This is a genomic window from Barnesiella sp. An55 (assembly GCF_002161555.1).
Classification (GTDB): Bacteria; Bacteroidota; Bacteroidia; order Bacteroidales; family Barnesiellaceae; genus Barnesiella; species Barnesiella merdipullorum.
Window position 1 is genome coordinate 48,480 of sequence record NZ_NFHZ01000007.1, and the last position, 22,185, is coordinate 70,664.

Sequence of the window (22,185 nt, forward strand, 5' to 3'; positions counted from 1 at the left end):
ACGACTCAGTACTCCTGGCTACCATAGAGACGAACGGTATGTTGGAGGGGGAATAAAAAAAAGAGTTTCTCTCTCGAGAAACTCACCTAATACTATATTATGGATAAAAAATGTGGAGTATAGCGGACTCGAACCGCTCACCTCGACACTGCCAGTGTCGCGCTCTAGCCAGATGAGCTAATACCCCTTGAGCTGATTTGCGCTGCAAAGATAAGCGGTTTTTTCGAACCGTGCAAGTGTATGACAAACTTTTTTCGACCAACCCGAATGACCAGCTTATTCCCAAGCAGTTACACCAAAAAAAATTTTACAGACACAAAAAAGGCGGAGCGAATGGTATCTCCACTCGCTCCGCCGGTACTGACTTGACGTCATTTCTACATCTTTCTCTTTTCTTGCTATATGCTATTTCACAACCGGTATGAAGGTGAAGCCAAATTGATAGGTCTCGAGCGGCAGTCGGTAGGCCGGCAGTACGCCCGGGCCACAGGTGGCGGTGCCTACCCCGGTTTGGGCGGCGTCGATGTGCACGGTCACCGTGCCGTCGGCTTGCAGTTCGTTCACATGTGTGGCGGCATCGATGCAGGCATCGGAGTATGGCGTGGCACTAAACTGGAAGGAGGCATCGGACACAATCTTCCAGCCGTGACCGGCCTCGTCGCTCAACGTAGCCCAACGGGTATCGGTGCGGTTGCCGGTAGCCTGGGGCACGACATAGCAGTGGAACATCTCGTCGGGGGTGGTTTCGTAAATGGCTATCTTGCCGGCGAGCCTATCGACATAGGTCTCCATATCGCCCCGACCCAGATAGGTTACCCGGCGACTCTTCTCGGCCGGCATCCCGAAGGTGAGGCCCACGCGCGGCAGCGACTTCACCACCGTGGTGTCGGGGGTAAAGCGGGTGTTGACCGTGAGCAGACCTTTGCGGTCGAGGGTATAGGTCAGGGTTCCCGTCCCTACCGACTGCCCTTGGGCATTGGCAAACGCCACGGCTACCTCGAATCCGTTTTTAATGGGCTCGATCGAGGTCACCTGCTGCGATACCGACGAGAGGCCGGCTTTTACCCACAGCTGACCGCTGGTCTTGTCTTTCTTGTCGTTCTCGGTCAAGGGGCGGTAGAGCGAGAGCAACAGAGGCTCGGCGAGCATCTCGTTGCCGTTGTAGCAATAGGATACCAGTGCGCCGGTCTCGGGCGAGACGGTTGCCGATACCCGATCGTTGCCCCAGGTATAGTCGGTGCGCTTGATCGACCGGCCCGAGGGTAAATCGATCTTGGCCGTATAGCGGGGATTGGCCTCGAGCACAAACTGGTCGTAGGCTACCTCGTCGGTAGTCTTGACAAAGGCCGTGGCCCGGTTGGGAGTCCAGCTGAGGTTGAGATAGACCTCCCGGGCGTTGTCGGGCATCGCCACGCTACCCAGCGTGACATCGACCGTTTGGTGCGGCGCACAGGCCACCACCTGCTCGCCACGGGCCAGCACGGTGCCGTTGTCGGCCGTCACGTTCCAGTGCAGGGTGTAGTCCTTCAGGTCGGTAAAGTCGTGCCAGTTCTTCACCGTGACGGTGAGGTTGCGGGCATCGGTGAGGGTCGATTTGATATATTGATATACTTTCTTGACGGCAAACAGATGGGGATGCGGCTCGCGAGCGGCATTGACCAGACCGTTGCAGCAGAAACTGCCAAACGAGGGTATTCCCTCGGGACCGTAGTCGCCACCATAGCTCCAGTACCAGCGACCGTTGGCATCGACCTCGCGGAACGACTGGTCCACCCAGTCCCAGATGCAGCCACCCTGGGCCATCGGCTCCGACTCGAACACCTTCCAATAGTCTTGCAGACCGCCCTCGCTGTTGCCCATGGCGTGGGCATACTCACACAGTATAAAGGGTCGGTAGATATCGGGCTGGGCCAGATAAGCTTTGATCTCTTCGATGCTGCGGTACATGCGGCAATAGATGTCGGTATTGAAATTCTGCTCGGCGCGCTCGTACTGCACGGGACGGTTGGTCTCGACCGACTTGAGCCACTTGTAGGTCTCCTCGAAGTTTATGCCGTTGCCAGCCTCGTTGCCCAGCGACCAGATGGAAATCGAGGGGTGATTCTTGCTCCGCTCATACATGCGGCGCGTGCGATCCATGTGAGCCTTGAGCCAGGTAGTATCCTTGGCCAGCGTGGCCGGGCCGTAGCCCATGCCGTGCGACTCGATATTGGCCTCGTCGATGACATAAAGCCCGTAGCGGTCGCACAGGTAGTACCAATAGGGATTGTTGGGATAGTGGGCGCACCGCACGGTGTTGATGTTGTTCTGCTTCATGAGCCGTATATCCTCCAACATCAGCTCCTTGCTCACGGTGCGGCCGCGGTCGGAAAACTCGTGACGGTTTACCCCCTTCACCAAGATGGGCACCCCGTTGATGCAGAAGCGGCCATCCTTGATCTCAGAGGTTTTGAATCCTACCATCGTACCTGTCGTTTCGACCACTCGCCCGGCCTCATCCTTCAGGTTCACAACCAGCGTATAGAGGTAGGGATGCTCGGCACTCCAGGCCTTCGCATCGGGGATTACCTGCTCGAAACGCACAATGCTGTCGGCCGAGACCTCACGGGTATCGCGCACCACCAAACGGTTGTCGGCATCGTACAGTTCATAGGCCACCGTGGGCATGTCGTCCTCCCGGGCTCCCCCCACATGCACGGCAAGCGACAGTTCGCCATCCTTGTAGGCCTGCTTGTCGAGGGGCGACACCACCTTGTAATCGGCAATATATTGCTGCGGGGTGCTATACAGATAGACATCGCGCTCGATACCACTCAACCGCCACATGTCCTGGCACTCGAGATATGAGCCGGCGCTCCAGCGATAGACCTCCACGGCGAGTACATTCTCGCCCGGTTTCACCCGGTTGGTAATGTCCCACTCGGCCGGGGTCTTGGAATCCTGGTTATACCCCAGCAATTCACCGTTGAGCCACACATAGTAGAACGAGGCTACCCCCTCGAAACAGAGTACGATGCGGCGGTCCTCCCACGACTCGGGCACGGTGAAGGTGCGGCGATAAGAGCCCACCTCGTTCTCGGCATAAGGCACCAGCGGCGGGTTTTTCTTGAAGTGAAACATGGGGTCGTCAAACTCATACGACTCGTTCACATAGATGGCCGTACCGTAGCCCTGACGCTCCCAGTTACCGGGCACCTCTATCTCGTTCCAGTTGCCCACGTAGTAGTCGGGTCGATAAAACTCGGCCGGACGCGTATCGGGATTTCGCACCCAGTTGAAGCGCCAGGCGCCGTTCAAACTCATGTAATAGGGCGACGACTCATACGCCTGCTCGCGAATGGCCTCGACATCGCCACTCTTATAGGGCCACACATAGGCATGCGGGGTCAGTTTGTTCAGCCCCGTGGCATATTGGCTCTGCCACTCGGGTTGGGTATCACGGGCCTGTATCGCCATTGCCGAAAGGCACACAAGACCAAGGCCCATCCATATCGTCTTTCTCATTGCTTCAAATAAATATAGATTCCAAAAAAAGTTTTCTCTCACAAGTTACTCAAGCGGGAGCCCCACCCGATTGTCTTTTATCTCGGTCAACTTGCGCGACAGCTCCTCGACTACAGCGGGATAGCGATCGGCCACGTTTTGCTTCTCGCCCAGGTCGCTGCGCATGTTGTAGAGTTGAGGCTCGGGACTGTTGCCGGTCTCGATGCCCACGTTGCTGTTGTAGGGGCTACCCTTGCCCGGCTCGATATACTTCCAGTCGGCAGTAATGATCGAGAGGTTGTTTTGCGCATTCTGCTCTACCAGGCAGGGACGTCCCTGGGTATCTTTGCCCAACCAGGCATCGAGATAGTTTTCGCTGTCGGGAGCTGCACCGGCAGGTATCGACACTCCCAGGAGAGAAGCCAGCGAAGTCATCCAGTCGAGCTGGCAAACCAGCGCATCGGAGACAGCCGGCTGCACGTGACCGGCCCAACGGAGGATACACGGCACCCGGGTACCGGCCTCGTAGAGGCTGTATTTACCCCCACGGAAGGGGCCTCCCGGCTTGTGGTCGCCCAGCAGCTCAACGGCCTGGTCCTGATAGCCATCGTCCACCACGGGGCCGTTGTCGCTCGAGAGTATCACGATGGTGTTCTGGTCGAGCCCCAACCGTTTCAAGGCCGCCATCACCTCGCCCACACTCCAGTCGAACTGCAACAGCACATCGCCTCGCGGTCCCATGCCCGACTTGCCGGCAAACCGAGCGTTGGGCACCCGGGGCACATGAGCATCCTGTGTGGCAAAATAGAGGAAAAAGGGGTGGTCTTTGTGCTGCTCGATAAAGTCGATGGCCTTGGCCGTCAACACATCGGCTATCTGGTCATCTTTCCACAGGGCCGATTTTCCCCCCTTCATGAACCCGATGCGCGAGATACCGTTCACAATGCTCTGGTTATGTCCATGCGAGGGGCGCATGGTGAGCAACTCGGGGTTATTCTTGCCCGTGGGCTCGCCCGGGAAATTCTTCTGGTAACTTACATAGATGGGATCGTTGGGATCGAGATTCGCTACTCGCCCGTTCTCTACAAAGACGCAAGGCACCCGGTCGCCCGTGGCGGCCATAATGTAGGAATAGTCGAACCCTATATCCGACAGGTTGGGCGTGATGAGGCCGTTCCAGTCTTGAGTCCCCTTCTTGTCGCCTAACCCTAAATGCCACTTGCCTATGGCTCCAGTCGTATAACCGGCCTCGTGAAACATATCGGCCAGAGTATAGCGGTCGGGGCGGATAATGAGGCCGGCATCGCCATCGGCAATGCCCGTGCCCTGCCGACGCCAGGCATACTCGCCAGTGAGCATGGCATAGCGGGCCGGGGTACTCGTGGCCGCCGCACTGTGGGCATTGGTAAAACGCACCCCCTCGGCAGCCAGCTGCTCTACATGGGGAGTGCTGATGGTTTTGGAGCCGTTGCAACTCAAGTCGCCATAGCCTATATCGTCGGCATAAATAAATATCACATTCGGTGTTTGTGACTCTCCGGCAGCTACACGTCCGGCAGCTTGGCTCACAAAGGGCAACGGCAGAGTCACCAAGGGTAATATCAATGGTATCGATTTCATCTCTATTTCAGTATATCATATGGTGTTGTCCTTTCTACAAAAAAGAGGAGAAAGGAGCTGTAAAATCAAAGTATATTTTTTCTCAGTAGGCAGTCTCCAGACTTACCTCAGGCTGTTGGGAACTATCTCACCATCACCTCGTCGAAGTACACCCACGTTTTCTGCCCTTCGCGAATATCGCCTGCCGGGCAGGCTCCCGGATTCTTTATCTCGAACTTCAGATAGCGGGCTCTCACATCGAGATGATCAAAGCGGGCATCTTCGACAGCCGTACGGTTCTTGAAAATCTCTTCGGTCGTGTAGGTAATCTCGCCCACCGGCCGGTAGTTTTTCTTGTCGTTCGAGACCAGCAACCGTATCGAGGCAGGCTTGTGAACCGCCATGCCCGAGTTGGTAATGCAACCGAGGGTCACCTCACTCACCCTACTCTTCTTGCCGAGGTCGAGTACAAACGAGGCATCCTGGTCGTGCCAGCCGGCCCACTCGAAATCGGTGTGCCGCAAACTACCCCGCACACCGTTGGTGAGCACATAACTATTCTCGTTGGTGGTGATGACCCGTTTGCCCGTAGCAAGATTCCAGCCCAGGTCCAGTGTCAACGTCTGCCCCATTTGGGCTCCCTGTGCAAAGGTCGCAGCCTTGATACAGGTAGCGGCATCGACCGTGAAAGGCTTGTCGTATAGCGGCGATGCAGACGTTGGCTCGCTGCCGTCGCTGGTATAACGTATCTCTACATCGGGCCGTATGCACGAGAAGTTCACCCGCAACTTGTTTTTCTCGGGGATCACCTTGTGGTCGATATTGTACATCGAGCGGGCACAAGTCATACCCAAAGCCTCGACATGAGGCAACACACCATCCAGGCGCGTGAGGAACCGAGACCAGTCCTTGGTTCCCTTCTGTGCCCAGGCCACATCGGCCAAAGCCAGCAGACGGGGGAAAAGCTGATACTCCACGTCGGACGCCGAGCTACAGAACTCGGTCCACATCGAGGCCTGTACTCCCATGAGCAAAGACTCGTAGGCCGGCTTCCAATCGTCTTGCACCGGTTCATACAGATAGACATCCTTCAGCGTATTGTTGCCGAAGTAGGTCAACGGTTCGAACCACTGGGGGCCCTGGTAGCGAATGAGGTAGAGTATCCGGGCCGGAGTCATTACAAACCTATGCCCCTGCTCGGCGGCTTTGAGGGCTGCCTTGCCCATGCCCTGCCAGCCATAGATGATGGCCCCTTCGGGCAGCGTGCTGTTGGTGAGCTCGTCCCAACCCATCACCTCTTTACCTTTACTGCGCACATAGTTGCTCATGCGGGTCATAAAGTAGCTTTGCAGCTCCTCGATATGTTCGATGTGCTCGGCTTTCATGCGAGCCTGACACTTGGGACAGCGGGCCCAGTTTACCTTCGAAGCCTCATCGCCCCCCAGATGGATATACTTCGAGGGGAAGAGCTCGGCCACCTCGTCGATCACATCCTCGAGAAAGGTGAATACGCTGTCGTTACCAGCACAATAGACAATCTCTGAGTTCTTTCCACCAATGCCCGGCAATACACCGATAAAACGATCTTCTATGGGACAAGCCAATTGAGGATAGGCTGCCAGCGACGAGTTGGTGTGAGCCGGCATCTCAATCTCGGGAATCACCTCTATTTGCCGTTCGCCGGCATAGCGCACAATCTCCCGAATATCGTCCTGGGTATAGTAGCTCCCTTCGGTAGCCTCCTCGCCCCGCACTTGATTGCGGCGATTGGGGAAGGGCTCGTCGCGCTTCACGCGCCAAGCTCCTACCTGCGTGAGCCGGGGGTATTTCTTAATTTCAATTCTCCAGCCGTTATCATCGACCAGATGCAAATGCAACTTGTTAATTTTTAGAAACGAAGCTACCTCTATGATTTTCAACAGGTCGTCCTTGGGGACGAAATACCGCGACACGTCAATCATCAGTCCCCGGTATTCGAAGCGGGGCGCATCGTTGACCGTCAATGCCGGGATGCGGCAAAGATTACGTGCTACAGGCTCCTGCCCCTCGATAGCCGACGGGAGCAGTTGGCGCAGCGTCTGCAAGGCGTAGAAGAAACCGGCATTGCCCGATGCCTCTATCGTCACCCGCTCGGCAGTCACCATGAGCCGATAGGCCTCGGGAGCCATTGTCGCTACCGTTGTAAAGCGCACATCGGGCTCGGTAGCCCCCACCTCGATACCCGGCAGGAAACCAACCGTGTGCCCCAACAAAGCCACAAAATTGGAGGCCAACTGCAGTTGCGACTCATTCTCCACCCCAATTGTTGTCGAAGGAGTAAAGTAGAAGTAGCCGCTATCGACCTTGCACTCCATGGGCTCCGGTATCAGCGGCAGTGTGGTTTGAGGGACCGACTCACCCGCCCATACCGGGAGGTTCAAGGCAAGAAGGCACGCCATCCATATGTTTCTCATCTTCATGGCTCTACCCTCACTCATTCGTTAATGGGAAACTCGTTCAAGATAGGATCGTCGTATTGTTCCTGCAGCCGCTTCAACTCTCTCTTCAAGTCGCGTGTAATCTGCTCGGTACCCTCCTGGCCGTAAATGTTGTGCATCTCATAGGGGTCGTTCTGCAAGTCATAGAGTTCCCACACATCGATATCGTTGTAGAAGTGGATGAGTTTATAGCGGTCGGTGCGTACCCCGTAGTGGCGTTTTACCATGTGCTCGGCCGGGAACTCATAGAAGTGGTAGTACATCGAGGTGCGCCAGTCGGCAGGCGACTCACCTCGCAAGAGAGGCACCATCGAAACGCCCTGCATATCGTCGGGGACAGTGACCCCAGCCAGTTCGAGGAAGGTAGGTGCATAGTCGATATTCTGTACCATTTGAGGGATATCGCCCCGCTTGTCGAAGCCCTTGGGCAAGTGCATGATGAGCGGTGTGTGCATCGACTCTTCATACATGAATCGCTTGTCGAACCAACCATGCTCACCCATATAGAAGCCCTGGTCCGAGGTATAGACCACGAGTGTATTGTCGAGCAGCCCCTCCTTCTCGAGGTAGTCGAGCACCCGACCCACGTTGTCGTCGAGCGACTTCACCGTCTTGGCATAGTCGCGCATATAGCGCTGGTATTTCCAACGAACCAACTCTTCGCCCTGGAGATTGGCCTTGTAGAATTGATCGATAATGGGATTGTAGAACTTGTCCCAGGCAGCTTTCTGTGCCGAATCCATACGACCGTAGAACTGTTCGTAGAGCGATTTCAGGCGGCTCTCCTTATCGGGACGCAACATCTTCAAGTCGTAAATCAGGTCCATATCCTTGGCAATACTCATCTCTTGAGCCGCAGCAGCCAGGCGTCCCTCGTAGGTATCGTTGAAGGTCTCGGGATACGGGAACTCGCGATCTTCATAGAGCGCCAGGTTGCAAGTGTCGGCCATCCAGTTGCGGTGTATGGCCTTATGGTGAATAAAGAGACAGAAGGGTTTATCCTTGTCGCGCTTGTTCTGCAACCAGTCGAGACTCTCGTCGGTAATGATATTGGTCACATAACCATGCTTACGCACGGTATCGTTGTTCTGTGTAATGAAATCGGGGTTATAGTAATCGCCCTGCCCCGGCAGGATTTCCCAGAAATCGAATCCCGTAGGCAGCGACTCGAGATGCCATTTGCCCACAATAGCCGTTTGATAACCGGCCTGTTGCAACAGCTTGGGCATGGTTTGCTGCGAGCTGTCGAAACGACAGGTGGTATTGTCGGTAAAACCGTTTTTATGGCTGAACTTACCGGTGAGCATACAGGCCCGGCTGGGACCACTCAACGAGTTGGTGACGAAGCTGTTGGTAAACCGCACACCGTCGCGCGCAATGCGGTCGAGATTGGGAGTCTCGATATAACGGGTGTCATAGCAACTCATCATTTGAGCCGTATGGTCGTCGGTCATGATATAGATGATATTGGGACGTTGAACCTCTTTTTTGGAACTCTGGCAAGAAGCCAGGCTGCCCAATACCGTAAAAGAGGCTACGGTGTAAAGCAAATTGGAGTCGATCGATTTCATAAAAGATTAAGCACTATAACGTTGGATAATAACACAGATTTACAAATATAAATAAAATGATACGAATTGTATCACTGCACGACCAAACAATATATTTGCCTCGATGCAAATAGAGAGGAGTCATTGTTTTTGAAGAAGATAATGAATGGTACAGGCTCATGCCTGTCCATTCATTATCCATTCACAATCAAAATCAATACCCATAATTTTGATCAGCTGCCGAAAGCCCGTCGTTGGAGCTAAGCTCCGAGTGCGGGATAGGCAGGTGCAGATTTTTCTTCAAGAAGCTCTCGTCGGTCACCTTACCGTAGAAGGTAGCATCGGGTCCGAAGTAACGGTCGCGGAAACGCTGATCAGGGTTCTGCTGCTGTCTCTCGCCTTCACAGTGCTCATAGGTAATGTTGTGACGGTTTACAATCTCAAGGGCCTTCTTCAGCGTTTCGGTGCCTCCGCGGCGAATGTCGATATACATATCGGGCTCAGCGGCCAATTCGAACAGACGCTCGTAGAAAATCTTGTCTCTTACCTGGTCTTTCGTGAGGTCGGCAGCAAAGTCGGCAGGCTGTGCGGCAGCCGGCGAAACCGAGTTGCGGGCACGCGTAAGCACCTCGTTGACCAACGAAATGGCCCGGCCGGTCTGGTCGAGTTCGTTATAGACGTCGGCCATCAGCAAGAGGAAATCGGCATAACGGTACAGAATAATGTTGTTGTTACTTTGTTGGGCCTGGCAATTGAAATCGATCTGTTTCTTCCACAACGGCCAACCAGCATGGTCGCCCACCGAGGTTGCAAACTGTCCTACCAGGTTGACTACTGTATGCTCACCCGTAGTGGGATTCTCGGTATAGAACTGCTCTTGCAGAGCGGTCAGTTCCTCGACCGTAGGATTGGTAGGATCGGCCATCTGGTCATACGGGATGTAAGCTACGGCATCGGCTACACGACTGGTCGTCTTGCTCTTGTAGCTCTTGTAGGGATAGGTATAGACCGAGTCGCTCACCAAGTGATAGGAGCTGCCGCTCTTCACATCGTACCAACGGGTCAAGAATGTGGCATCGTAACGGGGGTCGCCCGGATAGGTACCCCGGAAGAGGTCGTGGAATGCCTTGGTGGACCGGATGCGTTGATAGGCCACACCCGGAGTTGCATTATCGGCCGAGAAAATCCAGTTCATACGATTCCACGAATAATCTGACGAGGTGGTAAAGTTGATTTGGAAAATCGATTCTGGCGAGTTTTGTACGTGGTTGACAAAGAGGTCGGCATAACGAGTTTGCAAAGAATATTTACCATACACCATATCGCACCACGTTTTAGCATCGTTCAAGTATTTCTGGCGCTGAGTCTCATCAAAATCGGGATTGCAGGAGAGCAACCAGTTCAACTTGGCCAAATAAGCGGCTACACCCATCTTGTCGATGTATCCATCTTCATGCTGACCATCTTCGGGAAGATTGTCATAGGCATATTTCCAATCAATGAAAATCTGCTCGACCACTTTGGTAAAGGGCGATTTCGGCAACGACACGGCTTCGGAGGTCGATGGGTCGATACGCAGAGGCACATCGCCCCACATCATGGCCAAATAGTAATAGCACAAACCACGGATAAACGAAGCCTGAGCCGTATAATTAACTTTCAGTTCATCACTCAGCGTACCGGCATTCATATTCACGATAAAAGAGTTGCACTCCTGTATCGTCTTGTACAAGCCCCGCCAAGCCCACAGCAGAGCATCACCGGCAGGCATTGCGTTCAACGAGGCATAACGGTCGGCCTCTGCACCGTTGGTTTGGCTCCACGACAAACCCGATCCTCCTACCGAAACTTCATAAAGGCCCTGGCCAAAACAATCGGTCGTAGTCAGATAACCATAACAAGCGTCCAAAGCCTGCTCGGCCGTCTCTTGCGAATCGAAGATCACGGTATTGTCCATCGAATATTTGGGATTCTCTTCGAGCCAGTCCTCACACGACGTCATGGCCAGCCCCATAATCCCTGCAGCAAATATATATTTTATCAATTTCATAACCTACTCTATATTAAAATGAAACATTCAGACCAAATATAAACGAGCGGGCATGCGGGAACGAACTCATATCTACACCCGGACGCAATCCGTCGAAAGCGAAGGAATCGACCTCGGGATCGTAGCCGCTGTACTTGGTAATCAGGAAAGCGTTCTTGACCGAAGCAAACACATTGATCGAGTTGAAACCAATCTTCTTCATCAGTTGCTTAGGCAAGTTGTAGGCCAGTGTGATATCGGTGCAACGCAAGAAACTGGCATCCTCGACATAGCGGTCGAGCACGGCCGGCGTAGGCAACGAATAGTTCACACGCGGATAAGTATTTGAGTGGTTCTCGGCTGTCCAGGCACCTTGCCAGGACTCAGTTCGCAAGTTACCGCCCGTGCGGTTGGGAATTGCCTGGTAACGCAGGTTGGTGTTGATGAGGTCTTTGCCATAGACACCGTTGAACTGGGCCGAAAGGCTGATGCCCCGCCACGAAAGGCTGGTGTGGAAACCATATGTAAAGTCGGGGTTGGGATCGCCTATAATCACACGATCGTCGGTATTGATGATACCATCACCGTTCTGATCGACAATCTTGATATCACCGGCCTGAGGAGCGCCACCCGTACTCAAGTCTTGAGTCACATTATACGAACCGCCATTGGCCGGGAGGTCTGACTCTTGCACGATACCGTCGGTCTCATAACCGAAGAAGAGACCCGGAGCATGTCCTACCCAGAACAGGTGGGCGTTGCCGAAGTGATTGCCCAGCGAGTTACCCTCGTAGGCCAGGATGTCTTTATACACACCGAAGTCGCCACGCGATACACCCAGGTCGAGAATCTTGGCATTGTTCTTACCGATGTTTCCACCAAAAGTCCAGGTAAAGTCTTTCGTTTGAATGATATCGGCATCAAGGCTGAACTCAACACCTTGGTTACGCATGTTTCCCGAGTTGTAATAGATGGTCGAGAATCCGGCCGACGGAGGCAATATACGCGAGATGAGCAGGTCTTTGGTCTCCTTGTTATAGAAGTCCAAGGTACCTCTGAAGCGATTTTTGAATACCCCGAAGTCGAGACCTACGTTCCACGACTCGGTCGTCTCCCAGGTGAGGCCTTCGTTTTGCAGTTTATCCACGGCCATGGCAAGCACCTTGTCGCCCACGGCATTGGCATAATCGATTATCTGGCTATAGTTATAGAAGCTGCTATACGGGTCAATGGCCGAGTTACCGGTCTGACCGTAGCCTACTCTCACCTTCAATTGGTCGAGCCACTCGACATTGTCTTTGATGAAATCTTCCTGCTCCATACGCCAGGCCAGCGAGAACGAGGGGAAGTAAGCCCAACGGTGGCCCTTGGCAAAGCGGCTCGAACCATCGGCACGGAACGAAGCCGTAGCCAGATAGCGGCCCTCGAGGAACGACAGGTTCACACGACCCAGGTATGAAAGCAACTGGTAGTCGCGTTGTATAGGCTCGAGGTAAGAGATGCGCTCGGCCATGTGCAGACCGTCGATACCAAAGCTCATGTTGGAGAACTGGCGTCCTTGGGTACGTTTGTTCAGATAGTTGTAGTCGTCGTAGGTGACGGCACCCGTCACATCGAGATCGAGTAATGTGTCGAACGTCTTGTGATAGTTCAACATGTTCTCGACCGTAATATTGTACTGGTTCAAATCGGTAATACCCAAGGAACCTTTATCGTTGTTACCGCGGAAGGTCTCGGTACCGAACCAGCGGGCACGATACTCGTCGCGCAGGTTACCGCCGGTACGCAGGCTGTAGGTGAGACCATCCCAAATGTTCCACTTCAAATCCATCGAAGCACGGAAGGCATTTTCGTTCGTCTGGTCGTCATAGTCGTTCAACCAGCTGAACACCGTAATACGTTTCTCCATACCGTTGGTACCGCTCAGCGAGGGGTCGTCGGCAGGATATTCAAACGGTTGTGAAGTGATGGCTGTTACCGATACCGAGCCTTGTGCACCACCGTTGGCGTTGCTACCCGACATCATGTCGTTCTTTTTGATAGAACCGCTCAACGAGAGGTCAACCGATACCCGCTTCGAGAGGTCCATCGACAGGTTGGCACGCAGGTCTCCCTGTTGCAAGCCGGTCTGTTTCACAATACCGTTAATGTTCTTGAAGGCAGCCGATACAAAGTAACGCACTTTTTCGGAGCCGCCGTTTACCGATACCGAATAGTTCTGCGAGAAAGCCGTGCGATAGATTTCGCGTTGCCAGTCACGCTCTAACAACACCCGATAGGATTCAGGATCTTCTGCATCGTATTTACCACCCGAGAAGATATAACGTACCTCGTTGCCTTCCTTGAAGAACTGACGGTCGTCGGGGCCCGACTGGGCGTTACGATAGTCGGCATAGTCGCTCAAGTTCAACATGTCATACAGACGGGTAGCATTGGCCACCGTAAAGTTGGCATTAACCGTTACCCGAGGTTTGCCGGTCTTACCTTTCTTGGTCGTGATAAGGATTACACCGTTGGCACCACGCGAACCGTAAATGGCCGTGGCCGAAGCATCCTTGAGAATCTCGATACTCTCGATATCCGAGGGGTTCAAGCTGCTCAACGGGTCGGCGGCTGTCTGATAATCATCGTCGCCAAATGCCGAAGCGGCAAATTCGCCGGTCGAGGCCTGAGGTATATTATCGATTACATACAACGGCTGGTTATCGCCACGCAACGAACTGGCACCACGTATCGTAATTGACGAGGCGGCACCCGGCGTTGCACTGGTAGTTCCTACCACCAAACCAGCCACCTTGCCTTGCAACAGATTGTCGAGCGAGAGACTTGTCGAGGCATCACGCTCGTCGGGGCGAATCGAGGCAATGGCACCCGTCACGTCGCTCTTCTTCACGCTACCGTAACCCACAACCACTACCTCGTCGAGCAGCTGAGCGTTATCGCTCATCTTCACGTTTACCACTGTGCGGTTGCCCACGGCAACCTCTTGTTTCTCATATCCGATGTACGAGAACACCAACACCGCCTTCTTGTCGGGCACGGAGATCGTGTAGTTCCCATCCAAATCGGTGGCCGTCGCCTTGGACGTACCCTTCACCTGTACGGTTACTCCCATGAGGGATTCTTTCCCGTCGCTTACATTACCCTTTATCGTGATATTCTGTGCATACAAAAGGTGCACGCCCAGCAGCAATACCGTCAAAAGAGTGAATGTTCTTTTGAAAATATTTTTTTTCATAGAATCTATGTAATTTACTGTTTAACCCGAAATTTAAAAACATCTATCCCCTCGGTCGATTGTACCCGGGCGATATACACCCCCGAGAGAAGGCCATCGGTCGTCATCACCTGTTGAGCCCCCGATGAGATGGTATCGCGTACCATCATGCCCGAGGTCGAGAAGAGCGACACCCGACGCAGTTCGGCATCGCCGGTCGAGGCTACCACAATGTGGCGAGCCTGCTCGTCGTAGATGAGACTGGTATTCTTCTGAGGCTCCTTCGAGAGTTCATGCAAAGCCGATTCGCCCGAAGTCGTAGTAATAATCGTATCGACATTGGCCGAGATGACCAGATTGGCTGCCCGTATCAAACTCAACGGATCGGATACCGACACGTCGTTACCCATATCGAAATACATCACCGTACCGCTGTTCTGCTCGAGAATGAAATTCATCTTGTCCTTTACACAATCGACCCCGTTGAACGTATAGGTCGAACCCGACATCGTGGCCGTATTCATATCGGGGGTAAGGTCGGGATTGGCGGCCACGATATTTTTGTAGCCCGATACCGTGCTACCCGTACTGGCCGTCGTGGGGAACGACATGCCTATCTTCTCCTTGGGGAATCCCCAAGCGATGAAATCGTTGTAGGCCGATACGTAATTGTCATAAGCAAACCAGGTAACTGCCGGCCCGTAAATCTGGAAGGTATAGTAATCGGGCATATTGATGTACTCGGTAGGCAGATAGTAGGCTACCGGGTGCAGCGACACACTGAACACCTTGTCGGAGGGAATGGCTTCGCGTAACTGCTCCACCATGGGACCATAACCGGTATTCCAGCGGGAGTCGCCGCTGTAAAGCCACTCAAAGTCGATATCTATGCCATCGCAATAGGGCAACAACTCTTTCACATCGGCAACCAACTGTTCACGCCAGGCAGCTTCCGATATGTGCGACAGCCATACTTTATTTCCACTATCGTCCTTGTCCGACGAGATGAGCCCGATGCGTATCTTGTATCCGCGATAGCCCGCGTAAAGCTTGCGAATCTCGCCCAGCATCTCTTTCCAGCTGCGGGTATCCTTGCCGGGATTCTCGGCATCGTCGAACTTCCAATAAGACAACAGATAGATGGCTCCGTCACTCCCGCCCGGGAAAGTCAGGTCGCCCGACGTACCGGCAGCATCCTGAGCCACCTTGTCGGCGCTACGAGAGTTACCCCATACCATCACCTCGTCGAGATATCCTTTGAAGTTCTCGCCAATCACGGCATCGGCCGTCGTGCTCAAGAAGGTAAAGTCGTCCTCGGCAGGAATCGTCGATAGTTGGGTTGCATATAACTGATTGGCCCCGCTGTTGGTATAGAGCACGATACGGGCCTGGGCACGACTCGTACTCGAGACGATAGCCACAGCCACATGTTCCCAACCGTCGGCCTTCAACGCATTCTCAAAATTATAGGTATATCCGTTAATCTCTACGATAAGCTCCTTCTTCGACTCGTCGCCCAGCTTCACGGCCAGTTGATGGTTGTCGTCGCTCTTGTTGAAGATAGCGGCTCCCGTGCGCCACTCCTCGATATTCATCCAAGCCTCGATAGTGGCATAGTTAAGCGTAGGCAACCCCAAGTTGTTGTTCAATACCTTGTCGCCCACATTCATGCCGGCACCTTCGCCCTCGAGATGAAGCACGCCACTGCGGCCGTCATACTCGCTCACATAAGAGGCATTGGCAAAAGTACCCTGGTTGTCGGGGTAGGTCATGGTCACCTCGCCCGTGTAGCCCGACACCTGACCGTCGAGGAAGATGACATCGTTGGTGAGCAGGTGCATGTCGCGATCGATCTGCAAGCGGTCGCTATGGCGTACAAACGATGAATAGCCCGACACAACCCGGTATTTGAAATAGGCGTTGTCGGTCACGGCCTCGCGAGTCACATTCACCGTTTTGCCATGATGAGCCAGTTTGTAATCGACAATATCTTCACATTGGTCTTGATCGAACTTGTAATAAAACAGCAGGTTGTCATATTTGGGGTGGAACTTGTTGACCGTGTTGCGGAACATCAGGTTCTCGGGTTCGGCTCCCGGCATCTCGGTGTTCCAAAAACGAAACTCATCGAGGCGCCCCTTGAAATTCTCACCGATGACAAAGGGCTCGGCCGACTCGGGAATCACAGCTCCTGCAGCATTGGCCTTCCAGGCCTTCTCGCCATTGGTCCACACGTCGATACCATTGCCAAAAGCCGAGATTGTAATTTGGGTCCACTCTCCTACCGGCAATTCGGTCGATGCAGTTATCTCTTGACTGCCGGTCTTATAGACAAGTTGCCCGGTCGTACCCAGCCGCAACGAAAACTCCTCGTCGCCACTACCCCGTTTAAATACATAGGAATTCTCCACCCACTCCGATGGATTTACCAAAAACTGTACAGAATACAAACTCAAGTTATTCAGGTCTTGTATGGTCCCGCAATCGACCCGTCCATCGCCATTGAAGCGCAAGGCATAGTTGGTGGTTTGCGAAAACGCCGACCCGGCATATAATATGCCCAGAAAAATAAGCCAAAAAAACTTTGTTTTCATGTATATTCTATTTAAGTGCTCGTTTCAAAAAAAGGGAAAAGCCGGGGACTTGAGTCCCCGGGCTATTGATCAACAGGATGTGTTGTTAAAGAACAACTTTTGAGGTCTTATTACCGTATTTTACAATATAAGCTCCTTGGTTCATAGGCACTTCCATGAAAGAGTCGGTTACTTCGACCGTCTTTACCAAAGCACCGGTGAGCGAATAGATATAGACCGGGGTACCCATCTCCATCTCGTTGAGGTAGATATTCTGGCTATCCCAGGCTACAAAACCATGAGTGGCCTCTACACTCTCTATGGCCGTAGCCGGACTTCCGTCGGGCGTGTCCCAGCCGTCAAAAACAGGGCTAAATTCGGGGCATTCATCCGAGGGATTTGCCGTGAATTTGATCGTGGCAATGTAAAGAGCACGACCGTTGGCATGAGCTGCGGGAATCGAATACTTAATACGCAAAGGTATCTGATCGTCACCTACCACTGTACTGATGTTCAAGTCTTTGATAACCGGCCACCACTTCGTATCGATGGAACTGTAGGTCGTTGTCTCGGGCAGAGGAATGTTTGAATTCGAACCACCAAAATTATAAATAGCCACCTTATAGTCGCTGGTAATGCCACCTACTACCTTAGAAACGAACTGGAAACGCACCGGGGTGTTTACAGGGAAATCGGTTGTCGTGAACATGTTCAGATTCACATATCCTCCCAGAGCATCGCCTGCGGTTAAATCGGGCTCTTCGGTACTGCCGTTACCTTTAATCAGCAACATGTTGCCATAGTCCGAAGAAACAATGTGGCAGCCCTTGTTGAAACCGGCCACACTGGCATTGTCGTTTTTCACCTGGCCTCCGGTGAGAACTACCGTACCTCCCTCTTTCAAATTCTCGGTAGGATACGGGGTTGCCGGATTGGAACCCGTCGAAGAGTAATGTACAAACTCATAGTTCCCGACTTCTTGAGCCGCAAAATTCAAATGAGCAGGAGTCACATCTTCGTCGGCTGCCCACACGCAATTCATCGACACTAACAATGAAAATGATAAAAATAATACTTTTGTTTTCATACGCAAGAATTAAGAATTTAGATGATTAAAGTTTGTGTTTTTACGATTGCAAATATAAAGGAGGCCCCCTCAAAAGGGGGTTCAAAATCGTCTAAACAAAGTTCGAAATCATCTAATTAAAACCTTACAACCTATTGATTCAGAATGTGCGTATAAACTTCTCACGCCTCTTCCTTGTTCTTGTTCTTTTCCCGATACTCTCGGGGCGTAAAGGAGGTAAACTGCTTGAAGCTGGTGCTGAAATAACGCGAGTTGGAGAAGCCTGTTTTTTCGGCAACCTCGCCTATGGGCAAATCGGTCCCAACCAGCAACTGCATGGCCTGCTCGATTCGCATGCGATTAATCAAATCGTTTACCCCCAAGCCGGTCAAAGCCTTCACCTTGTTATATAATGAAGCGCGGCTCATACCCAACTCGACGGTCAGATACTTCACATCCAAGTCGGGATTACCTATGTTGTCGAGGATCAGTTTGTTCAACTTCAACAAGAACTGCTCGTCGGCATTGCTGAAGGACTGATCCTTCGGTACGATGGTAACCGCCCCGGCCTCTCGATAGTAGTTCTTGATTTGCTCCCGGTTCCACAACAAATTGCGAATAATCGAGAGCAGCACGTCGTCGTCAAAGGGCTTCGACAGATAAAAGTCGGCTCCCAGCTTATAGCCGGCCGATTGGCTTTCGGGATTGTCACGAGCCGTGAGCAGGATAACCGGTATATGGCTTATCTGGATATCGCTCTTCAACTGCCGGCAGAACTCAAAACCATCCATGCGGGGCATCATAATGTCGCAAATGACCAAATCGGGCTGATACTGGTGCACGACCATGAGCCCGTCTTTGCCGTCGTCGGCCGTATATATCTGCTTGAACACATCGGCAAACGAACTCTTGACAAACGACTGTATCTCTTTTTCATCATCGATAATCAAAATCGAATACTCCGTCAGCGGGAAATCCTTCTCCGAAACGTCGGGCTCGGTCACATTTTCCGAGAACTTGATGTCGTTCAAGTACATACCCGGGGCACACACCACCTCCTTATCCTTATAGGAGAGCGGCAGTTCAAACCAGAAAGTGGCTCCCTTCGTCTCGTTGTTATAGGCCCCTATCTCACCACCATGCAACTCGAGCAAGGTCTTGGAATAAGAGAGCCCTATACCGCTGCCGCTCAGGCGATGCTCGCCCTGGTAAAACCGGGTGAATAGATGTTCAAAATCGCTATCCTTCAAGCCAATGCCTTCGTCGGTAACCGATACACGCACCCGCTCTTCCCGCAACTGGGTAGAGACTTTTACCGTCGTACCTTCGTCGCTGAATTTCAGCGCATTCATCAACAGGTTCGAAAGCACAATCTCACACTTCGCCTTATCGAACGAAATTTCATCGATACGCTCGTCGGGAACAAATTGCAGATTTATCTGCTTCGCCTTGAACTCTTCGGTAAAATCATCGACTACCGACTCGACCCAAGGGTTCAACGGATGAGGCAACAGGTGCAGCGCCTCATACCCCACCTCCATGCGACGCATATCCAGCACCATATTGATGATGTTGCGCATCCGCCTGGCCTGCTTGAAAATCGACGTCAGCTGTGTTTTCAACGACTCATCGCCCAGGTCGTTGCGCAACAACCGTTTCAGCGGGGCATAGATAAGAGTAAGTGGTGTGCGCAGTTCGTGGCTCACGTTGATTAGGAAACGCACCTTATCCTCATACATCTTGCGCTCCCGCTCCTTCATCTCGAGTTGCATGCGGGAATTCTTCTTCCGGATAGTATAGGCCATCATCAGCACACATACAGCCACCACGGCCAAAACAACCAGCGCAATAAACCACGATCGTTTCCACCAGGGAGGCACTACCTCGATTTGCAGAATACATTGTGCGGGACTCCATCCTCCATCGGCCGTACTACACGAGACCATCACCCTATAAGTACCCACGGGCAGCGAATAGAGGGTGAGCGTGTGGTCATACGACTCGATTGCCGTACGTCCCAGACCTTGTATATCAAACCGGAACATCTTTTTGCGGAAGATATCTTTCTCGCGCACCATTGTCTTGAGAGTGAGCGAAGTATAATTCCAGGGAATACGTATAGACTGATCTTCGGGATCCACCCGATTCAATACCGTTTTCCCGTCGAGATTGACATCTGACAGCAGGACGACCGGTGCCATCACGGACTTGAACTCTTTGTACATCTCACGATCGATGCGCAGCAACCCCGTGATACCCCCCATGTAAATATCTTTTCCACTACGGGAGAGAAGCGTGGACTTGTGCAGATACTCATTGGGAACAGCCCCATCGGAATCGCCATAGATAAAGATACGGTTCTCGGGTATCGAATAGCGGAAGAGCATACCATCGGCCCCCAGCCACAAACAGTTGTCGGCATAGATTACCGAAGTCACCTCGCGGAACATATTGGTTTTTACCTCTTGCAAAGCACGAGTCTGAATATCGTAATGGAGTAAACCCTTGTCGGTCCCTATCCAAAAGTTACCCCGGTCGTCGCAACAGGCGGCATTGATAATATTGCGATAGCCCAGCGAGAGCAGGCAGACCGCTTCGTTACGGGCATGGTCGAGCCGCAGAATATAATTGCGCCCAAAAAGATAGGTAAACACCTTGCTGGAGTAGAACCGCTGTACCGCCCCATAGTAGCGGGTCGAATCGACTACGTGTGCCATCGAAAAGATTCGGTTCGACTTGTCATAGGTATAGATATTATCGGCAAAGAAATGTATCTTGCCGGTATCGAAATAATCGACATTGACCGATATGCCCGAGTGAATAATCTCTTCGTTGCGCCGCTCGTCGAGAAAAACAAAGGGACGCAGGCTACCCGTGCGCTTATCGAAAATATAGAGCCCGCGAGAAAAGAAATACATGAGCAGTTCATGATCGCTGTAACGGGTAATCGATGCCACTTTGGCTCCAAACGTACCCGGGTAGTGGGTAAACTTGTGAGTAGCCGGGTCGAGCCGGTTCAAACCACCGCCATCGGTACCAATCCATACTGCACCCCCGTCGTCTTCATAGAGACACAACACCGTCTTGTCGCTCATTCCATAGGGGTTGCCCGGCGATACATCGCGATAGGTGCGCATAAACACCTCTTTGATACCAAACAGACCTCCCCGTATCGTACCCGCCCACATATTGTTGTCGCGGTCGCGATAGAGACAGAAGACCGAACTGAGAGGAAACGAATAGACATCGCCCGGGACATAGCGTATGTTGGAAAACGTATGCTCTTCGACATTCAGGATACTGATGCCACCCCCATCGGTAGCCAGCCACAACTCGTTGTCATTCTCCTCGATATCGAGAATTACATCGTTGGTTAAAGCCGAGTTAGTAACATCATAGTGCTTCCGTCCACTCCCATCAAGCGAGTAACAATCCAGCCCCTTTCCATAAGGCGAAATCCATAACCGCCCATGACGGTCCACCTCCATGGCCATAATCTCTTTCTCCCGACAAAAATCCGACCGCTCTATCTGTCCTGTTTTACTGTCAAACAACCACAAACCGTTCCATCGCGACGATAGCACCCAGTAACGGTCGCCCCACCGGGCCATGTGGTTGAAAAACGACCGCGAAGGCTCTGTCCAGTGCATGGGCACCGTATCGAGCGCAGCCTGCTTGTAGTCCCACCGATAGACAATGCCCCGACCGCCCAGATAGAGGGCATCATCGGTGAGCATATAGGAGTGAGCCTGAAGAATTTTGTTTCCCCAGTAAACGGGTTCAAAATCGTCGTTCTCCTGCCGATAGACGCATACGCCACGATCGGTCGAAATCCAGATGCGATTCTGCGCATCCTCGACGATAAACTGAATGAGGTTTCCCGGCAAAGTATTCGACGAGTCGGGCACCGCCGTATAGTTCTTGAATTCGTAGTAGTCATATCGACTCACCCCCGACCGTGTACCTATCCACAAGAACCCCTTGTGGTCAAGCATAATCGTGCGCACGAAATTCTGTAAGAGGCCGTCTCGTTGGGAGAGTTGTTTAAAATAGAAATCGGGAGCCGCCTCGGCAACCAGTTGCCCCAGCACGACACACAACAAAAAGACACAACTATATAGTCTGCTCCTTTTCATCCGATTGACAAAATAATACAAAAACCAAGATAAGCCCTTTACATTAATCAAAAGA

The 22,185-nt window shown here is 52.6% G+C and carries 9 protein-coding genes and 1 tRNA gene; all 10 read right to left on the reverse strand.

What is annotated here, in order from left to right; all coding sequences use genetic code 11:
* Positions 1 to 113 precede the first annotated feature (113 nt).
* The 10 genes from B5G10_RS05860 to B5G10_RS05905 all read right to left on the reverse strand — a co-directional run bounded on the left by B5G10_RS05860 (position 114) and on the right by B5G10_RS05905 (position 22,130).
* A tRNA-Ala gene (locus B5G10_RS05860) sits at positions 114 to 187 on the reverse strand.
* A 218-nt stretch (positions 188 to 405) separates the two neighbouring features.
* A complete protein-coding gene (locus tag B5G10_RS05865; RefSeq protein ID WP_162612479.1) occupies positions 406 to 3,486 on the reverse strand; it encodes a glycoside hydrolase family 2 TIM barrel-domain containing protein in 3,081 nt (1,026 codons plus the stop codon).
* A gap of 63 nt (positions 3,487 to 3,549) precedes the next feature.
* Positions 3,550 to 5,103: an arylsulfatase gene (locus B5G10_RS05870; protein WP_087423807.1), complete on the reverse strand. Its 1,554-nt coding sequence runs from the start codon at positions 5,101 to 5,103 to the stop codon at positions 3,550 to 3,552.
* Between the two features lie 122 nt (positions 5,104 to 5,225).
* On the reverse strand, positions 5,226 to 7,535 hold the full coding sequence (locus B5G10_RS05875) for a family 20 glycosylhydrolase (RefSeq protein WP_087423878.1): 2,310 nt from the start codon (positions 7,533 to 7,535) through the stop codon (positions 5,226 to 5,228).
* Between the two features lie 20 nt (positions 7,536 to 7,555).
* Positions 7,556 to 9,130: a sulfatase gene (locus tag B5G10_RS05880; RefSeq protein ID WP_087423808.1), complete on the reverse strand. Its 1,575-nt coding sequence runs from the start codon at positions 9,128 to 9,130 to the stop codon at positions 7,556 to 7,558.
* Positions 9,131 to 9,323: 193 nt separating this feature from the next.
* Positions 9,324 to 11,159: a RagB/SusD family nutrient uptake outer membrane protein gene (locus tag B5G10_RS05885; RefSeq protein ID WP_087423809.1), complete on the reverse strand. Its 1,836-nt coding sequence runs from the start codon at positions 11,157 to 11,159 to the stop codon at positions 9,324 to 9,326.
* 13 nt (positions 11,160 to 11,172) lie between these two features.
* A complete protein-coding gene (locus tag B5G10_RS05890) occupies positions 11,173 to 14,376 on the reverse strand; it encodes a TonB-dependent receptor (RefSeq protein ID WP_087423810.1) in 3,204 nt (1,067 codons plus the stop codon).
* A 14-nt stretch (positions 14,377 to 14,390) separates the two neighbouring features.
* Positions 14,391 to 16,949, reverse strand: a complete 2,559-nt coding sequence (locus B5G10_RS05895) for a LamG-like jellyroll fold domain-containing protein (RefSeq protein WP_087423811.1) — start codon at positions 16,947 to 16,949, stop codon at positions 14,391 to 14,393.
* Between the two features lie 85 nt (positions 16,950 to 17,034).
* A complete protein-coding gene (locus B5G10_RS05900; RefSeq protein ID WP_087423812.1) occupies positions 17,035 to 17,970 on the reverse strand; it encodes a hypothetical protein in 936 nt (311 codons plus the stop codon).
* Positions 17,971 to 18,176: 206 nt separating this feature from the next.
* Positions 18,177 to 22,130, reverse strand: a complete 3,954-nt coding sequence (locus tag B5G10_RS05905; protein ID WP_158098786.1) for a two-component regulator propeller domain-containing protein — start codon at positions 22,128 to 22,130, stop codon at positions 18,177 to 18,179.
* Positions 22,131 to 22,185: the final 55 nt, after the last annotated feature.

Coding starts and splice junctions, on each gene's coding strand:
- B5G10_RS05885 (WP_087423809.1), bottom strand. CDS start 11,159: ATGAAATTGATAAAATATATATTTGCTGCAGGGATTATGGGGCTGGCC.
- B5G10_RS05905 (WP_158098786.1), bottom strand. CDS start 22,130: ATGAAAAGGAGCAGACTATATAGTTGTGTCTTTTTGTTGTGTGTCGTG.
- B5G10_RS05870 (WP_087423807.1), bottom strand. CDS start 5,103: ATGAAATCGATACCATTGATATTACCCTTGGTGACTCTGCCGTTGCCC.
- B5G10_RS05895 (WP_087423811.1), bottom strand. CDS start 16,949: ATGAAAACAAAGTTTTTTTGGCTTATTTTTCTGGGCATATTATATGCC.
- B5G10_RS05880 (WP_087423808.1), bottom strand. CDS start 9,130: ATGAAATCGATCGACTCCAATTTGCTTTACACCGTAGCCTCTTTTACG.
- B5G10_RS05890 (WP_087423810.1), bottom strand. CDS start 14,376: ATGAAAAAAAATATTTTCAAAAGAACATTCACTCTTTTGACGGTATTG.
- B5G10_RS05875 (WP_087423878.1), bottom strand. CDS start 7,535: ATGAGAAACATATGGATGGCGTGCCTTCTTGCCTTGAACCTCCCGGTA.
- B5G10_RS05865 (WP_162612479.1), bottom strand. CDS start 3,486: ATGGGCCTTGGTCTTGTGTGCCTTTCGGCAATGGCGATACAGGCCCGT.
- B5G10_RS05900 (WP_087423812.1), bottom strand. CDS start 17,970: ATGAATTGCGTGTGGGCAGCCGACGAAGATGTGACTCCTGCTCATTTG.